This is a genomic window from Variovorax sp. FG153 (genome assembly GCF_057809595.1).
In genome coordinates this window covers 24,939-42,141 of the sequence record NZ_JBMDKG010000031.1, presented here as the reverse complement: position 1 = coordinate 42,141, position 17,203 = coordinate 24,939, and the positions used below count along the sequence as shown (strand labels likewise).

The window sequence follows — 17,203 nt, the reverse complement described above, 5'->3', positions numbered from 1 at the left end:
CGCGCTAGCGATTGGCGTGCCATGGGCCGCTTCCTAGAGTGCGGGCATTGCTCTTGCTGGACCGCGCCATGATCTCCACCGCCCACCTTTCCCCTGTTCGTCCCACGCGCCGCGGCGCGCTGCAGCTGCTGGCGACCGGCGCCGCCGCGCTCGCGCTGCCGGCCTTCGCGCAATGGCCCGACCGGCCGATCAGGATCGTCGTGACCTTCCCGCCCGGCGGCTCCAGCGACATCCTGGCGCGCGTGATGGGCGAGCGGCTCGCGCGCCGGCTCGGCCAGGCGGTGGTGATCGACAACAAGCCCGGCGCGGGCGGCACCATCGGCGGCGCCCAGGTCGCGGCCGCGGCGCCCGACGGCTACACGCTGATGCTCGCGAACACCACGCCGATAGCGCTCGGGCCCTTCACGCTCGACAAGCAGCCCTACGACCCGGTCGCGGCCTTCAGCCACATCGCCGCGCTGGGCTCGGCGCCGCTGGTGGTGATGGCCAGCAAGGGCTCGGGCATCGCGAGCTTCGCCGACCTCGAAGCCCGCGCGCGCAAGGACGGCCGGCTCGATTTCGGTTCGGGCGGCCCGGGCTCGATCGGCCATATCCACGGCGAGCTGATCCGGCGCGTGACCGGGCTGCACCTGGAGCATGTGCCCTATCGCGGCGGCGCGCCGATGACCACCGACCTGATCGCCAACACCATCCCCGTGGGGATCGACGTGATCACCGCTTACGTGCCGTACTTCAAGAGCGGCCAGCTGGTGCCGCTGGCGGTCACGGGCAGCGCGCGCTCGCCGCTGATGCCCGAGGTGCCGGCCATCGCCGAAGTCGGGCAGCCCAGGCTGGTGCTCGAGAACTTCTTCGGCCTCAGCGGCCCCGCGAAGCTGCCGCCCGAGGTGGTGGCGCGCCTCCATGCCGCCTGCAACGAGGTGCTGGCGATGGCCGAGGTTCAGAAGAAGCTGATCGAGCTGGGCATCGTCGCCAAGCCCGAGACGACGGCCCGCTTCGAGGGCATCGTGAAGGAGCAGGTGGCGGTGCTCGGGCCGACGGTGAAGGCGGCGGGCATCAAGCTCTGAGGTCCGCCGGCCCGGCGGGCTTCAGTCCGCCAGCGTGAGCAGCGGCACGTCGCGCTCGCGCGCCATCGCCTCGAGTTCGGCGCGGCTGCGGCCTGCGATCCAGGCCGCCACACCCTCGTGCGTGGCCGGCGCCATCATGTCGCGCGAGGCCAGGCCCGCGGCCTCGCACAGCCGGGCGGCGAAGTGCGGCTCGAGCGCGGCCACCGCCACGCGGCCGTCGGCGCAGGGATAGACGCGGTAGCCCGCATGCGCGCCGCCGACCGCGCCTTGTGGCTGCGTCAGGCCCCAGGTGCGCGGCAGCGCGAGCCAGTCGGCCGAGACATTGAGCGCGACCTCGAGGTACACGCCCCCGGCCGTGGCGCCGCGCGCGCGCAGCAGCAGCGCCTTGAGCACCGCCTCGCTCGCGAGCAGCGCGCCGCCCATGTCGGCGAACAGCGTGGCCGGCAGCGCGGTGCCGGTGACCAGGCCGCTCTCGGCGAGGTAGGTCAGGTCGTGGCCCGGCTCCTCGGCGCGTTCGCCGTGGGCGCCGACGATCGCCACCTGCGACAGCGCCGGATGGCGCGCATGCAGCGCGTTCCAGTCCAGGCCGAGCTTGGCCAGCGCCGAGGGACGGAACGAGGTCAGCAGCACGTCGGTGCGCGCGAGCGCCTCGTGCAGCGCGCGCTGGCCGGCCTCGCTCTTGAGGTCGGCCGCCTCGATGGCGATGCCATCGTGCAGCGCGGCATAGGCCGCCTGGTTGTAGAGCGCCATCGGGTCGCCCGCGGGCGGCTCGAGCTTCAGGCAATCGGCGCCCATGCGGCGGCAGCGCAGCAGCGCGGCCGGGCCGGGCAGGTTGAGCGCGAGGCTCAGGATGCGCACGCCGGCGAGCGGCTGCGAGGAGGCGTCGATGGAGTCGGGCATGGCGCCATTCTCGCCCCAGCCCCGCGTCGCGCCCGCGACCCGGCCCCCGATGCGCGCGCCGCCCGCCGCGCGTAGCATGGCCGCCGTCAGGCAAACCTCCAGGAGACGACGCATGTTCCAACCTTCCCTCATGAGCGGCCAGCGCATCCTCGTGACCGGCGGCGGCACCGGGCTCGGCCGCGCGATGGCCGAGCGCTTCCTCGGCCTGGGCGCCGACATCGCGATCTGCGGCCGGCGCCAGTCGGTCTGCGAGGAGACCGCGGCCGAGTGGCGCCAGCAGTTTCCCGAACGGCGCATCGACACCTTCGGCGTCGACATCCGCGTCGCCCAGAGCGTGGACGAGATGGTCGAGAGCCTCTGGCAGAGCGGCGGCCTCACCGGCCTGGTGAACAACGCGGCCGGCAACTTCGTCTCGCCGACCGAGAGCCTCTCGCCGCGCGCCTTCGACGCGATCGCGAACATCGTCTTCCACGGCAGCTTCTACGTCACGCAGGCCGTGGGCAAGCGCTGGGTGGCCGAGGCCAAGTCGGGCCAGTGGAAGGCCGGCGATGCCTTCCGCAGCGTGATGAGCATCATCGTGACCTGGGTCGACAACGGCAGCCCCTACGTGGTGCCCTCGGCGATGAGCAAGGCCGGCATCGAGGTGATGACCAAGTCGCTCGCGGTGGAGTGGGCGCGCTACGGTGTGCGGCTCAATGCCGTGGGCCCGGGCGAGATCCCGACCGAGGGCATGAGCAAGCGCCTGAACCCCGGCGAGGAGCCCGGCGCGCGCACCATCGCGATGAGCCCGATGGCGCGCACCGGCCGCATGAGCGAGCTGCAGAACCTCGCGGCCTTCCTGATGTCGCCGGGCCAGTGCGACTGGCTCACGGGCCAGAGCATCATGATGGACGGCGCCAACGCGCTGGCCAACGGCGGCAACTTCTACGAGCTGCGCCAGTGGAGCGACGGCGACTGGCTGGCCGCGCGCGAGCGCATCGAGGCGCAGAACCAGAAGGACAAGACGCAGCGCTGAGCCTGCGCGCTACTTCCTCGGCGGCTTCGCCGCGTGCACGGTGACGTGCTTGTTCACGGGGCTCGACAGCACCAGCGAGGTGGTGACCGCGCCGTCGACCGCGAGCGCGTCCACCACGCGCTCGAGCTCGGCCGGCTCGGCGATCGCGCAGCGCACGATGAAGCAGTCCTCGCCGGTCACGCGGTCGGCGCTCAGCACCTCGGGCATCTGCTCGAACAGCTTCAGGTAGCGCGCGATGCCCGCATGCGTGGTGTCGATGCGGATGATGGCCTGCAGCCCCACGCCGAGCGCGCGCAGGTTGACGCGCGCGCCGTAGCCCTCGATCACGCCCGCGTCCTCGAGCTTGCGCACGCGCTCGCTCATGGCCGGCTGCGACAGGCCGATGCGCTTGCCCAGCGCCGCGAGGCTCTGGCGCGCGTCGGCCTGCAGGGCTTCGAGGATCAGGCGGTCTTTCTTGTCGATGTCCATGCGATGAGAAGAGGGGGCACCGATGGTCCATCGGCCGGGAGCGCCGATTTTCGATGAATGCCCGTGGCCCGCGCGCGCAGGCGCCGCTAAGGTCGTGGCTTCGTTCAAGACCCAAGGAGGAACCTTCGATGCAACTCGTCGGCATGCTCGACTCGCCCTATGTGCGCCGCACCGCCGTCTCGCTGCGGCTGCTGGGCATTTCCTTCGAACATCGCTCGCTCTCGGTGTTCAGCACCTTCGAGCAGTTCCGCGCGATCAACCCGGTGGTCAAGGCGCCGACGCTGGTGCTCGACGACGGCGCGGTGCTGATGGATTCGACCCTGATCGTCGAGTACGCCGAGTTCCTCGCCGGCCGCAGCCTGTGGCCGGCCGAGGCGGCGGCGCGGCTGCGCGCGCTGCGCCTCACGGGGCTCGCGCTCGCGGCCTGCGAGAAGACGGTGCAGATCGTCTACGAGCGCAACCTCCGGCCGGCCGAGAAGCTGCATCAGCCCTGGGTGGACCGGGTGCTGGGGCAATTGCTGGCGGCCTATGACGAACTCGAGCGCGAGGTGGCGGTGGCGCCGTGGACCGCCGAAGAAGCGGCGCTGACGCAGGACGCCGTCTCGGCGGCCGTGGCCTGGTCGTTCACGCAGCTGATGCTGCCCGAGCTGGTGGCACCCGCGCGTTGCCCGGCACTGGCGGCCCATGCCGCGCGCGCCGAGGCCCTGCCGGTGTTCGCGGCGCTGCCGCAGCTCTGATCAGGCCGCGATGTCGGCGCCGCGCTCGGCCAGCAGGCCGCGCAGCAGCGAGCGGTGGCAGCGCGACTCGTCCTCGCAGTAGCAGCCCACGGCCAGCGCGGTCCGGTGCGAGAGCGCCGCGAGCAGGTCGAGGCTGCGGCTCGCGTCGGCCTCGGCCATCTCGGCCTTGTACTTGCGCATGAAGGCCGTCCACTCGGCCGGCGTCTGCGCGGCCTGGCCCAGCTTCATGGTCTCGGTCGAAGGCGCGAGGTTCGGGTACCAGACGTCGTACCAGTCCTGCGACGCGAATTCGCTCTTGGGCACGCCACGCGGCGGGCGCCGCACGGTGCCCACGCGCAGGCCTTCGCCGGGGCTGCGCGGCGTGCCGAGTCGAACGATGCGGATGCTCATGGATGGGTCTCCTCTAGGTACCGACGATGCCGCCGTCGCGCCGCCGGATCGCCAGCGTGGCCGAGCGCGGCCGCGCGCTGCCCGGCGCGGTGCCGTCGGGCCAGGCGCTGTTGTGCGTGGCGCTGCCGTCGTCGCGCGACTCGCCCGGATGCTGGACGTTGACGAACAGCGCGCGGCGGTCGGGCGCGACCACGCAGCCCGTGATCTCGCAGCCGCTGGGCCCGGTCAGGAAGCGCTTGATGCGGCCCGTGGCCGGGTCGGCCACCAGCATCTGGTTGTTGCCCAGGGCGGTGTAGGGCGGCTTGCCGATCAGCTGGCCGCTCATGTCGGTCTGGATCCACAGCAGGCCGCCGCTGTCGAAGTGCAGGCCGTCGGGGCTGCCGAACAGGTCGGCGTCGGCGCTCGGGTAGCGCGCGCCGCTGCCGGGCTGCGCGGTGTCGCCCGCGAGCACGAAATGCTCCCAGGCGAAGCCCGCGCTCGCCGCGTCGCCGTCGTCCTCGCGCCAGCGCAGGATGCCGCCGAACAGGTTGTCTGCGCGCGGGTTCGCGGCATCGGGGCCGGGCTTGCCGAGGTCGCCGCGCTGGCTGTTGTTGGTGAGCGTGACGTAGACCTCGCCGCCGGGGCTGATCGCGATCCACTCGGGGCGGTCCATCTTCGTGCCGCCCACCACGTCGGCCGCGAGCCGCGCATGGACCAGCACCTCGGCCTGGTCGGCGAAGCCGGCCGCGACATCGAGCCCGTGGCGGCCGTGCACGAGCTCGATCCAGCGGCCGCGGCCGTCGGCGTCGAAGCGCGCGACGTACAGCGTGCCCTCGTCGAGCAGCCGCGCGTTGGCCGCCGCGCGCGAGCCCTCGCCGGCGGGCGCGATGCGGTCGGTGCTCAGGTACTTGTAGATGTATTCGAAGCGCGCGTCGTCGCCCATGTAGACCGCCACGCGGCCGTCCCTGGTCACGGTGCAGGTCGCGCTCTCCTGGCGCTTGCGGCCCAGCGCGGTGCGCTTGACGGGCTTCGCGGCGGGATCGAAGGGATCGATCTCGACCACCCAGCCGAAGCGGTGCGGCTCGTTGGGATGGCGGCTCAGGTCGAAGCGCTCGTCGAAGCGCCAGTACTCGACCCATTGCGAGCCCGCCACCGTGCCGTAGCGGCGCTGCGCGGGCGTGGCGTCCTTGGCCGCCTCCTTCGGGCCGCCGAAGTAGCCGTGGAAGTTCTCCTCGCAGGTGAGGTAGGTGCCCCAGGGCGTGACGCCCATCGCGCAGTTGGCGAAGGTGCCGAGCGCCTCGGTGCCGGCCGGATCGAGCGCGGTGCGCAGGCGCGGCGAACCCGCGGCCGGGCCGGCGATGCGCATCGGCGTGTTGCCGTGCACGCGGCGGGCATAGGGCGAGGGCAGCACCTGGCGCCAGCCGCCCTCGGGCGTGCGCGCGATCTCGATCACCGACACGCCCATCGCATGCAGCGACTTGCGCACCTTCCGTGCATTCCATTCCTTCGCGCCGTCGGCATGCAGCAGCTGCTCGTCGGTGTACTCGTGGTTCATCACGAGCAGTGCGCGTCCGGGCGTGGCGAGCGGAAAGAAGTGCATGCCGTCGTGGTGCATGCCGGCCTGCAGCGCCTGGTCGGCCGCGCTGTTGCCGCCGTCGGGCGCGAAGGCGGGCATCGGCTGACCCGCGATGCCGGTGGGCGTGCCCCAGGGGTAGAGCAGGTGCCATTCGTACTCGGGGGGCACCACGACCGCATCGCGCAGCGAGGCCGGCACGGCCGTGAAGCCCAGCGCTTCCCTGCCTTCGATGGACAGCGTGGGCTTGGTGGCCCCGGCAGGGTGCCGGGCCAGCAGCGCCACCACGGCGGCGGTGCCCGATTGCAGGAAGCGGCGGCGGTCGAGGGACATGAAAGGCGGTGCGGGTGTTGGGTCGGCGACAGCCGCCATCATCGCCGAGCACCGCGGCGCGCGATACTTTGCCAACGACCCCAGGAGACACACCGCATGACCGAACGCATCGAAACGATCCGCCACCCCGACGGCGTGGTGGAACTGCAGCTGGACCGCGCCGACAAGATGAACGCGCTCGACCCCGCGATGTTCGATGCGCTGATCGCCGCCGGCGAATCGCTGCGCGCCGACGCCACGGTGCGCGCGGTGGTGATCGCCGGGCGCGGCAAGGCCTTCTGCGCGGGCCTGGACATGGCTTCGTTCCAGCGCATGGAGCAGGGCACGGCCGGCGAGGTGCTGGGCCAGTCGGCCGGCGGCGCCGGGCTGGTGGCGCGCACGCACGGCCTCGCGAATGCCGCGCAGCAGGTCGCGATGGTGTGGCGCGAGGTGCCGGTGCCGGTGATTGCCGCGGTGCATGGCGTGGCCTTCGGCGGCGGCCTGCAAGTGGCGCTGGGCGCGGACATCCGCATCGTCGCGCCCGACACCAGGCTGTCGGTGATGGAGATCAAGTGGGGCCTGGTGCCCGACATGGGCGGCATGGTGCTGATGCGCGAACTCGCGCGCAGCGACGTGGTGCGCGAGCTTACCTACACCGGCCGCGTGTTCTCGGGCGAGGAGGCGCTGCAGCTGGGCTTCGCCACGCGCCTTTCGGCCGATCCGCTGGCCGAGGCGCTCGCGATGGCGCACGAGATCGCGCTCAAGAGCCCCGACGCGATCCGCGCCGGCAAGCGGCTGCTCAATGCCTCGCTGGCGCACAGCGCGGCCGAGCTCCTGATCGCCGAGTCGGTGGAGCAGCAGGCGCTGATCGGCAGCCCGAACCAGGTCGAGGCGGTGCGCGCCAACATCGAGCGGCGCGCGCCGCGTTTCGCCTCGCCCGGCTGAGCGAGCGCAACGACCGCGATACCCCCCGGGGGACATTCACCGGCACCGCCGCGCGAGGCGGGTGGCCCTTGCACGCGACGCGCCCGGCGCCGCGGCGCGCGCCTGCGCGTTCGCCGGCCGGGCCGGTGCCTCATGACCGTCGAGTGTGATCTTTTTGGCTCAAACAATTAACAAATTGATGCCGATCTGACACAAAGATTTACGATCATGTAAAATGTAAGTATTCGTTTTGGTGCAATGAGCCTCTTTGGGTCTCATTGTGTGCACTAGGTCACGACCCGATGCTCTGTACACGCCAGTCGCGGGAAATCCTTCGTATCACTGTCATCAATTACTAAAAGAACCTTGCCAAGCGGCAGCGACCCTGCATGTCGACGACCACGTTTTTCTGCAATCTCAACGTCCCCATCCTCGTGGGCGAGGATCGCTACAAGTACGTCCCGATCGTCGGCGTGTTCCGCACGATCGCGATGGACGACGTCGACGCCTGGGTGATGCATGCCGACGGCCGTCCGCGCAGCGACCGCGAACTGGCGGCGGAGGTGCTGGTCGAGATCCGCAAGCCGCTGGGCGCCACCGGCCGCACCGCGCCGCATGCCTTCGAGGTGGCGGACATCCTGCAGCTCGACCGCGCGGCGGCGATCGTGGTGTCGACCTACCTCGCCGCGCTGCCGCGCGTCTGAGCGGCTTCTTCCTTCTCTTCCTCAGCGCTTCCCGCGCGCATCCACCGGCCAGATGGCGACCAGCGTGTCGTCCTCGACCACGTGGTAGACGTCGTGCAGGTTCACGGTCGGGTCGCAGTGCGGCGTCACGAACTCGACGCGCGCGCCCAGCGCCGGGCGTTCGTCGGGCGGCACCAGCAGCTTGCCGTGCTCGTCGCCGAAGAAGGCATAGCGGCTGCCCGTGCCGGCGCCGCGCGCCACCAGCGGCACGCCGCTGTCGGTGGCGAAGCACTTGGTGCCGCCGTCCACCGTGACCCAGTCGGCCGCCTGCGTGCTGACCACCGCGGCCTGCACGAACAGCGAGACCTCGAAGGCCTGTGCCGGCGCATTGCCGGCCAGCACCTGCGCGTACTCGGCATCCATGAACACGTACGAGCCGGCCTGCAGCTCGGTGAAGCCGTCGCCCTGCGCATCGAGGTCGTGGGTGCCGGTGCCGGCCCCGGTCACGATCTCGAAGCGCAGGCCCTGGCGCTCGGCAGCGGCCACGATCTGCGCCACCGTCCGGCGCAGGCCCGCGGCCGAGGCGCTGCGATGTTCGCGCTCCACGATGTGCTGCAGGTTGCCCGCATAGGCCTGCAGTCCGCGCAGCCGCAGCCGCGGCTCGGCCGCGATCGCCGCGGCCAGCGCCAGCACCTGGGCTTCGGTGGCCGCGCCGGTGCGGTTGTAGCCCGCGCCGTAGTCGACCAGCACGTCGAGCGGATGGGGCAGGGCGGCCGCGGCGCGCGCGAGTTCGGCGGCATTGCGCGGATCGTCGATCACCACCATCAGCCCGCCGGGGCCGGCCTGGCGCGCGAGCTTGAGCACGCGCGCGATCTTGCTCGGCGTGACCGCGGGCGAGGTCAGCAGCACGCCCGGGATGCCGCCCGCGACCATCACCTCGGCCTCGCCCACCGTCACGCAGCTCACGCCGATGGCGCCGGCCGCGACCTGCATGCGCGCGATCGCCACCGACTTGTGCGTCTTCACGTGCGGCCGCAGCCCCACGCCGCGCGAGCGCGCGAAGGCGGCCATGCGCTCGATGTTGCGCGTCATCGCGCCGAGGTCGATCAGCAGCGCCGGCGTGTCGAGCTGCTGGCGGCCGCCGGGCACGCCGATCAGCGGCGCATTGACGGGGGAGTGGGTTTCGAGGGACACGGGATGTCTCTTTCTGTGGAGGGTCGATGTGCCGCGCCGGAACACGCGGGCGAATGCCTTGTGAAATGATCGCATCGAAATGAGCGCGCCTTCCATCGTCCCCACCGATCCCCCAGCCTTCGACGGGCGCGCGCGATGAAGGCGCTCGACATCGAGGCCGTGCAGGCCTTCGTGCTGGTGGCCGACCTGCGCAGCTTCACGCGCGCGGCCGAGGCGCTCGACGGTACCCAGTCGGCCGTGAGCCTGCGCATCAAGCGGCTCGAGGACGGCCTGGGCCGCCGGCTGCTCGAGCGCACGCCGCGCCGCGTGCGGCTGTCGGCCGAGGGCGATGCCTTCCTGCCCTTCGCGCGCAACCTGCTGGCCGCGCACAGCGGCGCGCTCGATGCCTTCGCGGCGCCGCGCCGCAGGCTGGTGGTGGGCCTGAGCCACCACATCGTCGGCGCCGAGCTGCCGCTGCTGCTGCGCCGCGTGAAGCAGGCCGAGCCCGGCGTGGTGATGGAGGTGCGCATCTCCACCTCGCGCGAACTGCTCGAGGCCTTCGACCGCGGCACGCTCGATGCCGTGCTGGTGCTGCGCCACGACAGCCGCCGGCTCGACGGCGAGGTGCTGTTCGAGGAGCCCTTCGGCTGGATGGCCGCGCCCGACTTCGCGCATCGCTCGGGCGAGCCGTTGCCGCTGGCGACGCAGGCCGAGCCCTGCAGCGTGCGGCAGATGGCCGTCACGGCGCTGGCGCAGGGCGGCGTGCCCTGGTCCGAGGTGTTCGTGGGTGGCGGCATCCTCACGGTGGGCGCGGCCGTCTCGGCCGGACTCGCGGTGGCCGCGCTCGGGCGCCGCGTGGCGCCGGCCGGCACGATCGAGGTCGGCCCGGTGCTGGGCCTGCCGCCGCTGCCCGCGCGCGACGTGGTGCTGCATGCGGGCGTGTCCGATGCGCCGGCGCGGCGCGCCCTGAAGTCGCTGTCGGACGCGATGCGCGCGACGGCCGGCGGCCTCACGCGCTGAGCGCGCGCAGGGCGATGGCCGCCACGGCGGTGGCCATCGCCAGCACGGCGGCGCTAGAGAGCACGGCCAGCAGATGGCCCGCGAGCAGGTCGAAGGCGGTGGTCATGGCAGCGTCTCCAGGCCCGGCTTCGCGAGGTGCAGCACTTCGTAGATCGCGTCGCCATCGCCCGCATCGGGCGCCTCGGGCGCGTCCGTCAGCAGCGTGAAGCGCACGATCCGCCAGGCGGCGAGGTCGAGCGCGCTCCAGGTCGCGACCACGCCCGCCTCCGGCTCGCGGGACTGCGCGGCGAACACCGCCGCGCGATCGGCATCGGCATCGAGCGCGCGTTCGCTGCGCCGCAGCCAGGCCGCGCGTTCGGTGCGCGCCGCGCCGGCGCGCGCATCGAGCGGCAGCCAGCTCTCCACGCGCGGCCGGCCGAAGCTGTCGATCACGTTCTGGAAGCGCTCGCCCATCAGGAACGAAGCCGCGGCCGCGGGCTCGCGCCACAGGTAGACCGAGGCGTAGAGGTGGCCGACGGCCCGGTGCCGGCCGCGCTCCTGCGCGACGAAGGCCTTGAACACCAGGCCCTCGGTGTGGTCCCACAGCGGGCCGCGCTGCGCCGCGCGGCGGCGGATGGCTTCCATGTCGTGGCCGGCCGGCAGCCGGTGCGAGTACTGCATCGCGAACATCGTGTCGCTCCTTGCATGCTTTGTTGAAGATGCAGCGAGCTTGCGATGCCGGGCGGGCCGGTTGAAGGGGCCGCGCGATATAGCTGTGATGTGGCGGCGCAATCGTCGCGTCGTTGCCGCGCAGCTAGGCGCGGCGCTTCGCCGCCTTAGGCGCCCGCGCGCGCAGGCCCTCGACCAGCAGGCGCCCCGTGGTCTGCAGATGCTCCGTGATCAGCGCCTGCGCGGCCTGCACGTCCTTGCCGAGCACCGCGTCGACCAGCGCCTGGTGCTCGCCGCGCACGTCGCGCCGGTCGCCGCCCAGCGGCGCCGACAGCTGCCGGTAGCGCTCGCTCTGCTGGTAGAGCATCAGGTGCATGCGCAACAGCCAGCCGTTGGGGCAGCCGCTCACCAGCGCATGGTGGAACTCGGCATGGGCGGCGGTCCAGTCCTCGCTGAGCAGGGTCTGCGGCAGCTCGTGCTGCAGCTCGGCCAGCCGCGACAGCCGGTGGTGGGCCGACACCACGCGGCCTTCCCATTCGAGGCCGCCATGGCGGATCGCCTCGGCCAGGCAGAGCTTCTCGATCTCGATGCGCGCCTGCACCAGGTCCTCGAGTTCGGGCTCGGAGATCGGGCTGACCCGGAAACCGCGCGCGGGCTCCGACACCACCAGCGACTCGGCCTCGAGCATCGCCAGCCCCTCGCGCACCGCGCCCGCGCTCACGTCGAGCTCCTCGGCCAGCGCGGCGATGTTGAGCTTGGCGTCGGGCAGCAGGCGGCCGCCGACGATCGCGGCGCGCAGGTGGGTGAACACCAGCCGGGTCTGGCTCATGCCCTTGGTCTTCTCGTTCATCGCGTCCTTTCGCGCCGTGGCGTTGGCCCGGATCATACTTGGCAGGCTTTTAAATCTATGATTAAATAAATAATATATTATTTGAACGAAAAACCACGGATCCACCCGTCCACCGGAGACAAGCCGCCATGACCGCTTCCTCGCTTCGCACCGTCAAGAACCCGCCGCGCGCCGCGCTGCAGGCCGTGCATTCGCTCGACCGCTTCGTGTTCACCGTGCCCGATCTCGCCGAGGCCGAGCGCTTCTATGCCGCCTTCGGCCTTGATCCGCGCCGCGATGGCGACCGGCTCGACCTCCACACCGTCGGCCATCCGCAGGCCTGGGGTTCGCTCCACGAAGCGCCGGGCCAGCCCAAGAAGCTGCAGTACCTGCGCTTCGGCTGCTTCGCGGAGGACTTCGACGCCATCGCCGCGCGCGCGCGGCAGCTGAGCCTGCCGCGCTGCGAGGCCCATCCGCTGAGCGCGGGGCAGGGCGGCGAGGCCGGTCTCTGGCTGCTGCATCCCGATGGCTTCCCGGTGCAGGTCGTGGTGGCCGCCAAGAGCTCGCCCGAGGCCGCGGGCGAACGGGTGCTCGCGCCGCGTCCGCCGCCGGGCGTGGGCGCGTCGCTCAACCGCGCGCGCATCCCGAAGGTGCACCCGCGCCGGCTCTCGCACGTGCTGCTGTTCAGCGCGAAGGTGCCCGAGGCGGTGCGCTTCTTCGAGGAGGCGCTGGGCCTGCGCGTCTCCGACCGCTCGGGCGACCTGATCGTCTTCATGCACGGCGTGCACGGCAGCGACCATCACCTGGTCGCGATGGCCAAGTCGGGCGGGCCCGGCCTGCATCACCTGAGCTGGGACGTGGCCGACATCGACGAGGTCGGCCGCGGCATGGAGCAGATGCTGGCCGCCGGCCATGTGCGCGGCTGGGGCGTGGGGCGCCACGTGCTGGGCTCGAACTACTTCCACTACGTGCGCGATCCCTGGGGCAGCTACTCCGAGTATTCGTACGACATCGACTTCGTGCCCGGCGACTTCGACTGGCCCGCCGCCGACCATCCGCCCGAGGACTCCTTCTATGCCTGGGGCCCGCGCGTGCCCGAGGACTTCGTCACCAACTTCGAGATCGAGCCCGTGCCGCCGGCCGCCGATCCCGCCGCCTGATCCTTTAGCGTTTCTCTTCCTCTTTCACCCACCACAAGGAACTCCCATGCGCCTCCTGGCCTTTCAAAGCAGCGGCAAGCCCGCCCTCGGTCTTCGTCTTGGCGACGAAGTCGTGAACCTCAGCGCCGAAGGCCTGCCCGCCCGGCTCGACGAGCTGCTGCGCGCCGGCCCCGAGGGCCTGGCCGCCGCGCGCCGCGCCGGCGAGAGCGCGCGCAGCCGGCTGCCGCTGGCCGGCCTCGACTGGCTGCCGCCCGTGCAGTCGCCCGCCAAGGCGATCGCGGTCGGCCTCAACTACATCGACCATGCGGCCGAGAGCAAGTTCGACCCGCCGACCTACCCGGTGCTGTTCCACCGCTTCGCCTCCTCGTGGGTGGGCCACGGCAAGGCGCTCGAGCGCCCGCACGTCTCGACCCAGTTCGACTACGAGGGCGAGCTGGTCATCGTGATCGGCAAGGCCGGCCGCTACATCGCCAAGGACCAGGCGCTCGACCACGTGGCCGGCTACTCGGTGTTCAACGACGGCTCGATCCGCGACTACCAGTTCAAGTCGGCGCAATGGATGATGGGCAAGAACTTCGACCGCTCGGGCTCGTTCGGCCCCGAGTTCGTGACCGCCGACGAGCTGCCCGCGGGCGCCGCCGGCCTGAAGCTGCAGACCCGGCTCAACGGCCAGGTGCTGCAGGACGCCAACACGCGCGACATGATCTTCGACGTGGCGACGCTGGTGTCGGTGTGCTCCGAGCCCTTCGCGCTGCAGCCCGGCGACATCATCATCGCGGGCACGCCCTCGGGCGTGGGCCTGGCGCGCAAGCCGCAGGTCTTCATGAAGGCCGGCGACGTCTGCGAGGTCGAGATCGAGGGCGTGGGCCTGCTGTCGAACCCGGTGGTCGACGGCGCCTGAACCAGGCCCGGGCGCGCTACACCGAGCAGTAGCGCTCCTGGATCTCGCGGTCGGCCAGCAGCTCGGCCGCGCCCGCGTGGTGCGCGATGCAGCCCTGGTCGACGATGTAGGCGCGGTCCGCGATCGACAGCGCCAGCTCGACGTTCTGCTCCACCAGCAGCAGCGTCTTGCCGGCGCGCTTCCAGGCCGCGAACAGCGCGAACATCTCGTCCACCAGCACCGGCATGATCCCCTCGCTGGGCTCGTCGAGCATCACCAGCTTGGGGTGCGCCACCATCGCGCGCGCGATCGCCAGCATCTGCTGCTCGCCGCCCGACATCGTGACCGCCACCTGCGCGAGCCGCTCCTTGAGGCGCGGAAAGGTCTGCGCCACCTCGTCGATCAGCTCCTGCTCGCGCGCGCGCCGGCCCGAGGCCAGGATGCCCAGGCGCAGGTTCTCGAGCACCGTGAGCCCGGGCACGATGCGGCGCTCCTCGAACACGTAGGCCAGCCCCTGGTGGAAGCGCCGGTGCGGCGGCAGGCCCAGCAGCGACACGCCGTCGAACAGCACGCTGCCGCGCGTGCGGCCCATCAGGCCCATGATGCTGCGCATGATCGTGGTCTTGCCCGCGCCGTTGCGCCCGATCAGGCAGACGATCTCGCCCGCGTGCACCTCGAGGTCGATGCCCTGCAGGATGTGGCTGCGGCCGTACCAGGCCTCGAGCTTGTGCACCGCGAGCAGCGGCGGTTGCGTTGGGGTCATCGGTGTTGCCCTCCGTGGCCGAGGTAGACGCGCTGCACGTCCTCGTTGGCGCGGATCTCCGCGGGGCTGCCCTGGGCCAGCAGGCGGCCCTGGTGCAGCACCACGATGCGGTCGCTCACGCCCATGATCAGTTTCATCTTGTGCTCCACCAGCGCCACCGTGCGTTCGGCCACCAGCGCCAGGATCAGGTCCATCACCGAGCGCGTTTCCTCGGGGCTCATGCCGGCCGTGGGCTCGTCGAGCAGCAGCAGCTTGGGGTCGCTCGCCAGCGCCACCGCGATCTCGAGCGCGCGCTGCTCGCCGTGCGAGAGCCGCTCGGCGCGAAAGCCGCGCTTGTCCTGCAGTTGCACCCGCTCGAGCAGCCGCTCGGCCTTCTCGATCCAGTCGCGGCGCGCGGCGCGCGGGCGCCAGCAGTCGAAGCCGCTGTCGAGCGCCTGCACCGCCACGCGCACGTTCTCCAGCACCGTGAGGTCGGGGAACAGGTTGGTCACCTGGAACGACTTGGCGATGCCCAGGTGCGCGAAGCGGTGCTGGGCCAGCCCGGTGATGTCGCGGCCGTCGAAGCGGATCTCGCCCGCGCTCGGCGCGAAGGCGCCCGAGACCATGTTGAAGAAGGTCGACTTGCCCGCGCCGTTGGGACCGATGATCGCGGTGAGCTGCCCGCGCGGGAAGCTCACGCCGATGTCTTCGTTGGCGGTGAACTGGCCGAAGCGCTTGGTGAGGCCGCGCGTCTCGAGGATGGCTTCGGCGCTCATCGTTCCATCCTCGCGAGCAGCGTGCCCCAGATGCCCTTCGGGAAGAACAGCACCAGCGCGATGAAGATCACCCCGACGATCAGCTGCCAGCGCTCGGTCACGGCCGTCAGCGCATGCTCCATCGCGAGGAACACGCCGGCGCCCACGAAGGGCCCGAAGAAGGTGCCCATGCCGCCGAGCAGCGTGACCATCATCACCTGGCCCGAGGTGTGGTACGACAGGGTGTCGATGCCCACGGTGGCGAGGTTGATCGCCGTCAGCGCGCCGGCCAGCCCGCAGAACAGGCCCGAGATCACGAAGGACAGCAGCTTGGCGCGTTCCACGTCGAAGCCCGAGGCGCGGGCGCGCTGCTCGTTCTCGCGCACCGCCTCGAGCACCGCGCCGAACGGCGACTGCAGGATGCGCGACAGCAGCCACACGGCCAGCGCCACGAAGCAGAGCATGAAGTAGTAGCGGTTCAGCGGCTGCAGCAGGTCGATCTGCCAGCCGCCGAGGCGCAGCGTGGGCACGTTCACGCCGCGCAGGCCGTTGTCGCCGCCGGTCAATGAGGTCGCGTGGAAGGCCGCGAAGTACACGCACTGCGCGAGCGACAGCGTGACCATCGCGAAGTAGATGCCGCGCGTGCGGATCGCGAGCGCGCCGATGGCCAGCGCCACCAGCCCGCCGAGCGCGATGCCCGCCGCCACGGCCAGCGGCCAGGGCAGGCCGTGGCTGGCGATCAGGATGCCGCAGGCGTAGGCACCGCTGCCGTAGAAGGCCGCGTGGCCGAACGACAGCTTGCCGGTGTAGCCGAAGGTCAGGTTGTAGCCCGCGGCGAACAGGCCGAACAGCAGGATGTTGATCGCCATCGCGTGGAACGGAACGACCAGCGGGAACAGCGCGAGCACCGCGATGCTCAGCGGCACGCGGTGGCGCGTGGCCGCCTCGCGCAGCCGTCGCGCGCCCGGGGCCGTGGCGGCTTCGGCGCGCGGCGCACGCAGCGGGGGCGGGGAGGAGGAAGTGGTGGTGGACATGGTCTGGAAAGCGTTGGAAGCGAAGGGCGCGCCTTCAGTCGCGCGCGCCGAACAGCCCGTTGGGCCGCAGGATCAACACCGCGGCCATCAGCGCGAAGATGGCGAGTTCGGCGAGCTCGGGCTGGAACAGCGTGGTCATCGCCACCACCACGCCCACCAGCAGGCCGGCCACGATGGCGCCGACCAGCGAGCCCATGCCGCCGATCACGGTGACCACGAAGGCCTCGATCAGCACCGAGCCGCCCATCTCGGGATTCACCCCGCGCAGCGGCGCCGCCAGCAGCCCGGCCAGGCCCGCGAGCGCGGTGCCGAGGCCGAAGATCAGGAGCCACACGCGGCCCACGTCGATGCCCAGCACCTTGAGCACCAGCGGATCGCGCGCGCCGGCGCGGATCACCAGGCCCAGGCGCGTCTTCTCGATGAACAGCCACAGCGCCAGCAGCAGCGCCGCGCACAGGCCGAGCAGGAACAGCCGGTAGAGCGGGAACACGCCGAAGCCCAGGTCGACCGCGCCGCGCAGCGCCTCGGGCGTGGCGAAGGCCTCGCCCTGCACGCCCCAGACCATGCGCACGCCGTCGACCAGCACGTAGGCCAGGCCGAAGGTCAGCAGCAGCGGGTAGTCGACGCCGCGGCCGTACAGCGGCCGGATCAGCCAGCGCTCGGCCACCAGCCCCAGCAGGCCGACCGCGAGCGGCACCAGCAGCAGGCACCACCAGAAGCTGCCGGTGAGGCCATAGGCGTAGACCGCCACGTAGGCGCCCAGCATGTAGAAGGCGCCGTGCGCGAAGTTGACAACGCCCAGCAGCCCGAAGATGAGCGACAGGCCGACGGCCACCAGCACGTAGATGGCACCGAGCGCCAGGCCCACGAAGAGCTGCTGGAGCAGCAGGGAGACGGAGAGTTCCACGGCGAGGCTC

19 protein-coding genes are annotated in these 17,203 nt (G+C 71.6%); 8 read left to right on the top strand and 11 right to left on the bottom strand.

What is annotated here, in order from left to right; all coding sequences use genetic code 11:
• The first annotated feature begins 68 nt into the window (after positions 1 to 68).
• Entirely contained in the window at positions 69 to 1,064 is a 996-nt protein-coding gene (locus tag ACODT0_RS27745; protein ID WP_489042813.1) for a Bug family tripartite tricarboxylate transporter substrate binding protein, read from the top strand.
• Between the two features lie 21 nt (positions 1,065 to 1,085).
• On the opposite strand, the gene ACODT0_RS27740 is transcribed toward ACODT0_RS27745, so the two are convergent.
• Complete coding sequence (locus ACODT0_RS27740; RefSeq protein WP_489042812.1) at positions 1,086 to 1,964, bottom strand: CoA transferase; 879 nt, start codon at positions 1,962 to 1,964, stop codon at positions 1,086 to 1,088.
• A gap of 112 nt (positions 1,965 to 2,076) precedes the next feature.
• Between ACODT0_RS27740 and ACODT0_RS27735 the strand changes: the two genes are divergently transcribed.
• Positions 2,077 to 2,979, top strand: a complete 903-nt coding sequence (locus tag ACODT0_RS27735; RefSeq protein ID WP_057594274.1) for an SDR family oxidoreductase — start codon at positions 2,077 to 2,079, stop codon at positions 2,977 to 2,979.
• 9 nt (positions 2,980 to 2,988) lie between these two features.
• Here ACODT0_RS27735 and ACODT0_RS27730 read toward each other — a convergent pair whose 3' ends face one another.
• Positions 2,989 to 3,447 (bottom strand): Lrp/AsnC family transcriptional regulator, encoded by a 459-nt coding sequence (locus ACODT0_RS27730; RefSeq protein WP_261210888.1) that lies wholly within the window; start codon positions 3,445 to 3,447, stop codon positions 2,989 to 2,991.
• A gap of 128 nt (positions 3,448 to 3,575) precedes the next feature.
• On the opposite strand from ACODT0_RS27730, the gene ACODT0_RS27725 reads away from it, so the two are divergent.
• Positions 3,576 to 4,184, top strand: a complete 609-nt coding sequence (locus tag ACODT0_RS27725) for a glutathione S-transferase (protein ID WP_489042811.1) — start codon at positions 3,576 to 3,578, stop codon at positions 4,182 to 4,184.
• Here the strand turns inward: ACODT0_RS27725 and ACODT0_RS27720 are convergent, their stop codons facing one another.
• Positions 4,185 to 4,574, bottom strand: a complete 390-nt coding sequence (locus ACODT0_RS27720; protein WP_057594271.1) for a DUF488 domain-containing protein — start codon at positions 4,572 to 4,574, stop codon at positions 4,185 to 4,187.
• 13 nt (positions 4,575 to 4,587) lie between these two features.
• On the bottom strand, positions 4,588 to 6,459 hold the full coding sequence (locus ACODT0_RS27715) for a PhoX family protein (protein ID WP_489042810.1): 1,872 nt from the start codon (positions 6,457 to 6,459) through the stop codon (positions 4,588 to 4,590).
• Between the two features lie 96 nt (positions 6,460 to 6,555).
• Here ACODT0_RS27715 and ACODT0_RS27710 point away from each other — a divergent pair, with 96 nt between their 5' ends.
• Both ACODT0_RS27710 and ACODT0_RS27705 read left to right on the top strand, forming a co-directional pair.
• The gene (locus ACODT0_RS27710; protein ID WP_057594269.1) at positions 6,556 to 7,383 is read left to right on the top strand and encodes a crotonase/enoyl-CoA hydratase family protein; all 828 of its coding nucleotides are present in this window, start codon (positions 6,556 to 6,558) and stop codon (positions 7,381 to 7,383) included.
• A 368-nt stretch (positions 7,384 to 7,751) separates the two neighbouring features.
• Positions 7,752 to 8,066, top strand: a complete 315-nt coding sequence (locus ACODT0_RS27705) for a hypothetical protein (RefSeq protein WP_057594268.1) — start codon at positions 7,752 to 7,754, stop codon at positions 8,064 to 8,066.
• 21 nt (positions 8,067 to 8,087) lie between these two features.
• Here the strand turns inward: ACODT0_RS27705 and ACODT0_RS27700 are convergent, their stop codons facing one another.
• Positions 8,088 to 9,239 carry a DSD1 family PLP-dependent enzyme gene (locus ACODT0_RS27700; protein WP_489042809.1) on the bottom strand — a complete coding sequence of 384 codons (1,152 nt, stop codon included), beginning with the start codon at positions 9,237 to 9,239 and terminating at the stop codon, positions 8,088 to 8,090.
• Between the two features lie 135 nt (positions 9,240 to 9,374).
• Here ACODT0_RS27700 and ACODT0_RS27695 point away from each other — a divergent pair, with 135 nt between their 5' ends.
• Complete coding sequence (locus tag ACODT0_RS27695; RefSeq protein ID WP_489042808.1) at positions 9,375 to 10,238, top strand: LysR family transcriptional regulator; 864 nt, start codon at positions 9,375 to 9,377, stop codon at positions 10,236 to 10,238.
• A 102-nt stretch (positions 10,239 to 10,340) separates the two neighbouring features.
• On the opposite strand, the gene ACODT0_RS27690 is transcribed toward ACODT0_RS27695, so the two are convergent.
• Positions 10,341 to 10,907 carry a DUF4865 family protein gene (locus ACODT0_RS27690; RefSeq protein WP_479672250.1) on the bottom strand — a complete coding sequence of 189 codons (567 nt, stop codon included), beginning with the start codon at positions 10,905 to 10,907 and terminating at the stop codon, positions 10,341 to 10,343.
• A gap of 124 nt (positions 10,908 to 11,031) precedes the next feature.
• Complete coding sequence (locus tag ACODT0_RS27685; protein WP_057594282.1) at positions 11,032 to 11,736, bottom strand: GntR family transcriptional regulator; 705 nt, start codon at positions 11,734 to 11,736, stop codon at positions 11,032 to 11,034.
• Between the two features lie 128 nt (positions 11,737 to 11,864).
• Between ACODT0_RS27685 and ACODT0_RS27680 the strand changes: the two genes are divergently transcribed.
• Positions 11,865 to 12,875, top strand: coding sequence for a VOC family protein (locus ACODT0_RS27680; RefSeq protein ID WP_489042807.1), 1,011 nt, complete (start codon positions 11,865 to 11,867; stop codon positions 12,873 to 12,875).
• 46 nt (positions 12,876 to 12,921) lie between these two features.
• Entirely contained in the window at positions 12,922 to 13,776 is an 855-nt protein-coding gene (locus tag ACODT0_RS27675) for a fumarylacetoacetate hydrolase family protein (protein ID WP_489042806.1), read from the top strand.
• A 16-nt stretch (positions 13,777 to 13,792) separates the two neighbouring features.
• Here ACODT0_RS27675 and ACODT0_RS27670 read toward each other — a convergent pair whose 3' ends face one another.
• The 4 genes from ACODT0_RS27670 to ACODT0_RS27655 are packed head-to-tail and all read right to left on the bottom strand — an operon-like array spanning position 13,793 to position 17,193.
• Positions 13,793 to 14,518 carry an ABC transporter ATP-binding protein gene (locus ACODT0_RS27670; RefSeq protein ID WP_412179651.1) on the bottom strand — a complete coding sequence of 242 codons (726 nt, stop codon included), beginning with the start codon at positions 14,516 to 14,518 and terminating at the stop codon, positions 13,793 to 13,795.
• Positions 14,515 to 15,273, bottom strand: a complete 759-nt coding sequence (locus tag ACODT0_RS27665) for an ABC transporter ATP-binding protein (RefSeq protein ID WP_261210877.1) — start codon at positions 15,271 to 15,273, stop codon at positions 14,515 to 14,517. Before ACODT0_RS27665 ends, ACODT0_RS27670 begins: the two co-directional genes overlap by 4 nt.
• The gene (locus ACODT0_RS27660) at positions 15,270 to 16,286 is read right to left on the bottom strand and encodes a branched-chain amino acid ABC transporter permease (RefSeq protein ID WP_489042805.1); all 1,017 of its coding nucleotides are present in this window, start codon (positions 16,284 to 16,286) and stop codon (positions 15,270 to 15,272) included. The genes ACODT0_RS27665 and ACODT0_RS27660 overlap by 4 nt, the downstream gene beginning before the upstream one ends.
• 34 nt (positions 16,287 to 16,320) lie before the next feature.
• Positions 16,321 to 17,193 carry a branched-chain amino acid ABC transporter permease gene (locus ACODT0_RS27655; protein WP_057594262.1) on the bottom strand — a complete coding sequence of 291 codons (873 nt, stop codon included), beginning with the start codon at positions 17,191 to 17,193 and terminating at the stop codon, positions 16,321 to 16,323.
• Between the last annotated feature and the right edge of the window lie 10 nt (positions 17,194 to 17,203).

Bases quoted from the DNA above. Each gene is read 5' to 3' on its own strand.
- ACODT0_RS27745 (WP_489042813.1), top strand. From the start codon at position 69: ATGATCTCCACCGCCCACCTTTCCCCTGTTCGTCCCACGCGCCGCGGC.
- ACODT0_RS27740 (WP_489042812.1), bottom strand. From the start codon at position 1,964: ATGCCCGACTCCATCGACGCCTCCTCGCAGCCGCTCGCCGGCGTGCGC.
- ACODT0_RS27735 (WP_057594274.1), top strand. From the start codon at position 2,077: ATGTTCCAACCTTCCCTCATGAGCGGCCAGCGCATCCTCGTGACCGGC.
- ACODT0_RS27730 (WP_261210888.1), bottom strand. From the start codon at position 3,447: ATGGACATCGACAAGAAAGACCGCCTGATCCTCGAAGCCCTGCAGGCC.
- ACODT0_RS27725 (WP_489042811.1), top strand. From the start codon at position 3,576: ATGCAACTCGTCGGCATGCTCGACTCGCCCTATGTGCGCCGCACCGCC.
- ACODT0_RS27720 (WP_057594271.1), bottom strand. From the start codon at position 4,574: ATGAGCATCCGCATCGTTCGACTCGGCACGCCGCGCAGCCCCGGCGAA.
- ACODT0_RS27715 (WP_489042810.1), bottom strand. From the start codon at position 6,459: ATGTCCCTCGACCGCCGCCGCTTCCTGCAATCGGGCACCGCCGCCGTG.
- ACODT0_RS27710 (WP_057594269.1), top strand. From the start codon at position 6,556: ATGACCGAACGCATCGAAACGATCCGCCACCCCGACGGCGTGGTGGAA.
- ACODT0_RS27705 (WP_057594268.1), top strand. From the start codon at position 7,752: ATGTCGACGACCACGTTTTTCTGCAATCTCAACGTCCCCATCCTCGTG.
- ACODT0_RS27695 (WP_489042808.1), top strand. From the start codon at position 9,375: ATGAAGGCGCTCGACATCGAGGCCGTGCAGGCCTTCGTGCTGGTGGCC.
- ACODT0_RS27690 (WP_479672250.1), bottom strand. From the start codon at position 10,907: ATGTTCGCGATGCAGTACTCGCACCGGCTGCCGGCCGGCCACGACATG.
- ACODT0_RS27685 (WP_057594282.1), bottom strand. From the start codon at position 11,736: ATGAACGAGAAGACCAAGGGCATGAGCCAGACCCGGCTGGTGTTCACC.
- ACODT0_RS27680 (WP_489042807.1), top strand. From the start codon at position 11,865: ATGACCGCTTCCTCGCTTCGCACCGTCAAGAACCCGCCGCGCGCCGCG.
- ACODT0_RS27675 (WP_489042806.1), top strand. From the start codon at position 12,922: ATGCGCCTCCTGGCCTTTCAAAGCAGCGGCAAGCCCGCCCTCGGTCTT.
- ACODT0_RS27670 (WP_412179651.1), bottom strand. From the start codon at position 14,518: ATGACCCCAACGCAACCGCCGCTGCTCGCGGTGCACAAGCTCGAGGCC.
- ACODT0_RS27665 (WP_261210877.1), bottom strand. From the start codon at position 15,273: ATGAGCGCCGAAGCCATCCTCGAGACGCGCGGCCTCACCAAGCGCTTC.
- ACODT0_RS27660 (WP_489042805.1), bottom strand. From the start codon at position 16,286: ATGTCCACCACCACTTCCTCCTCCCCGCCCCCGCTGCGTGCGCCGCGC.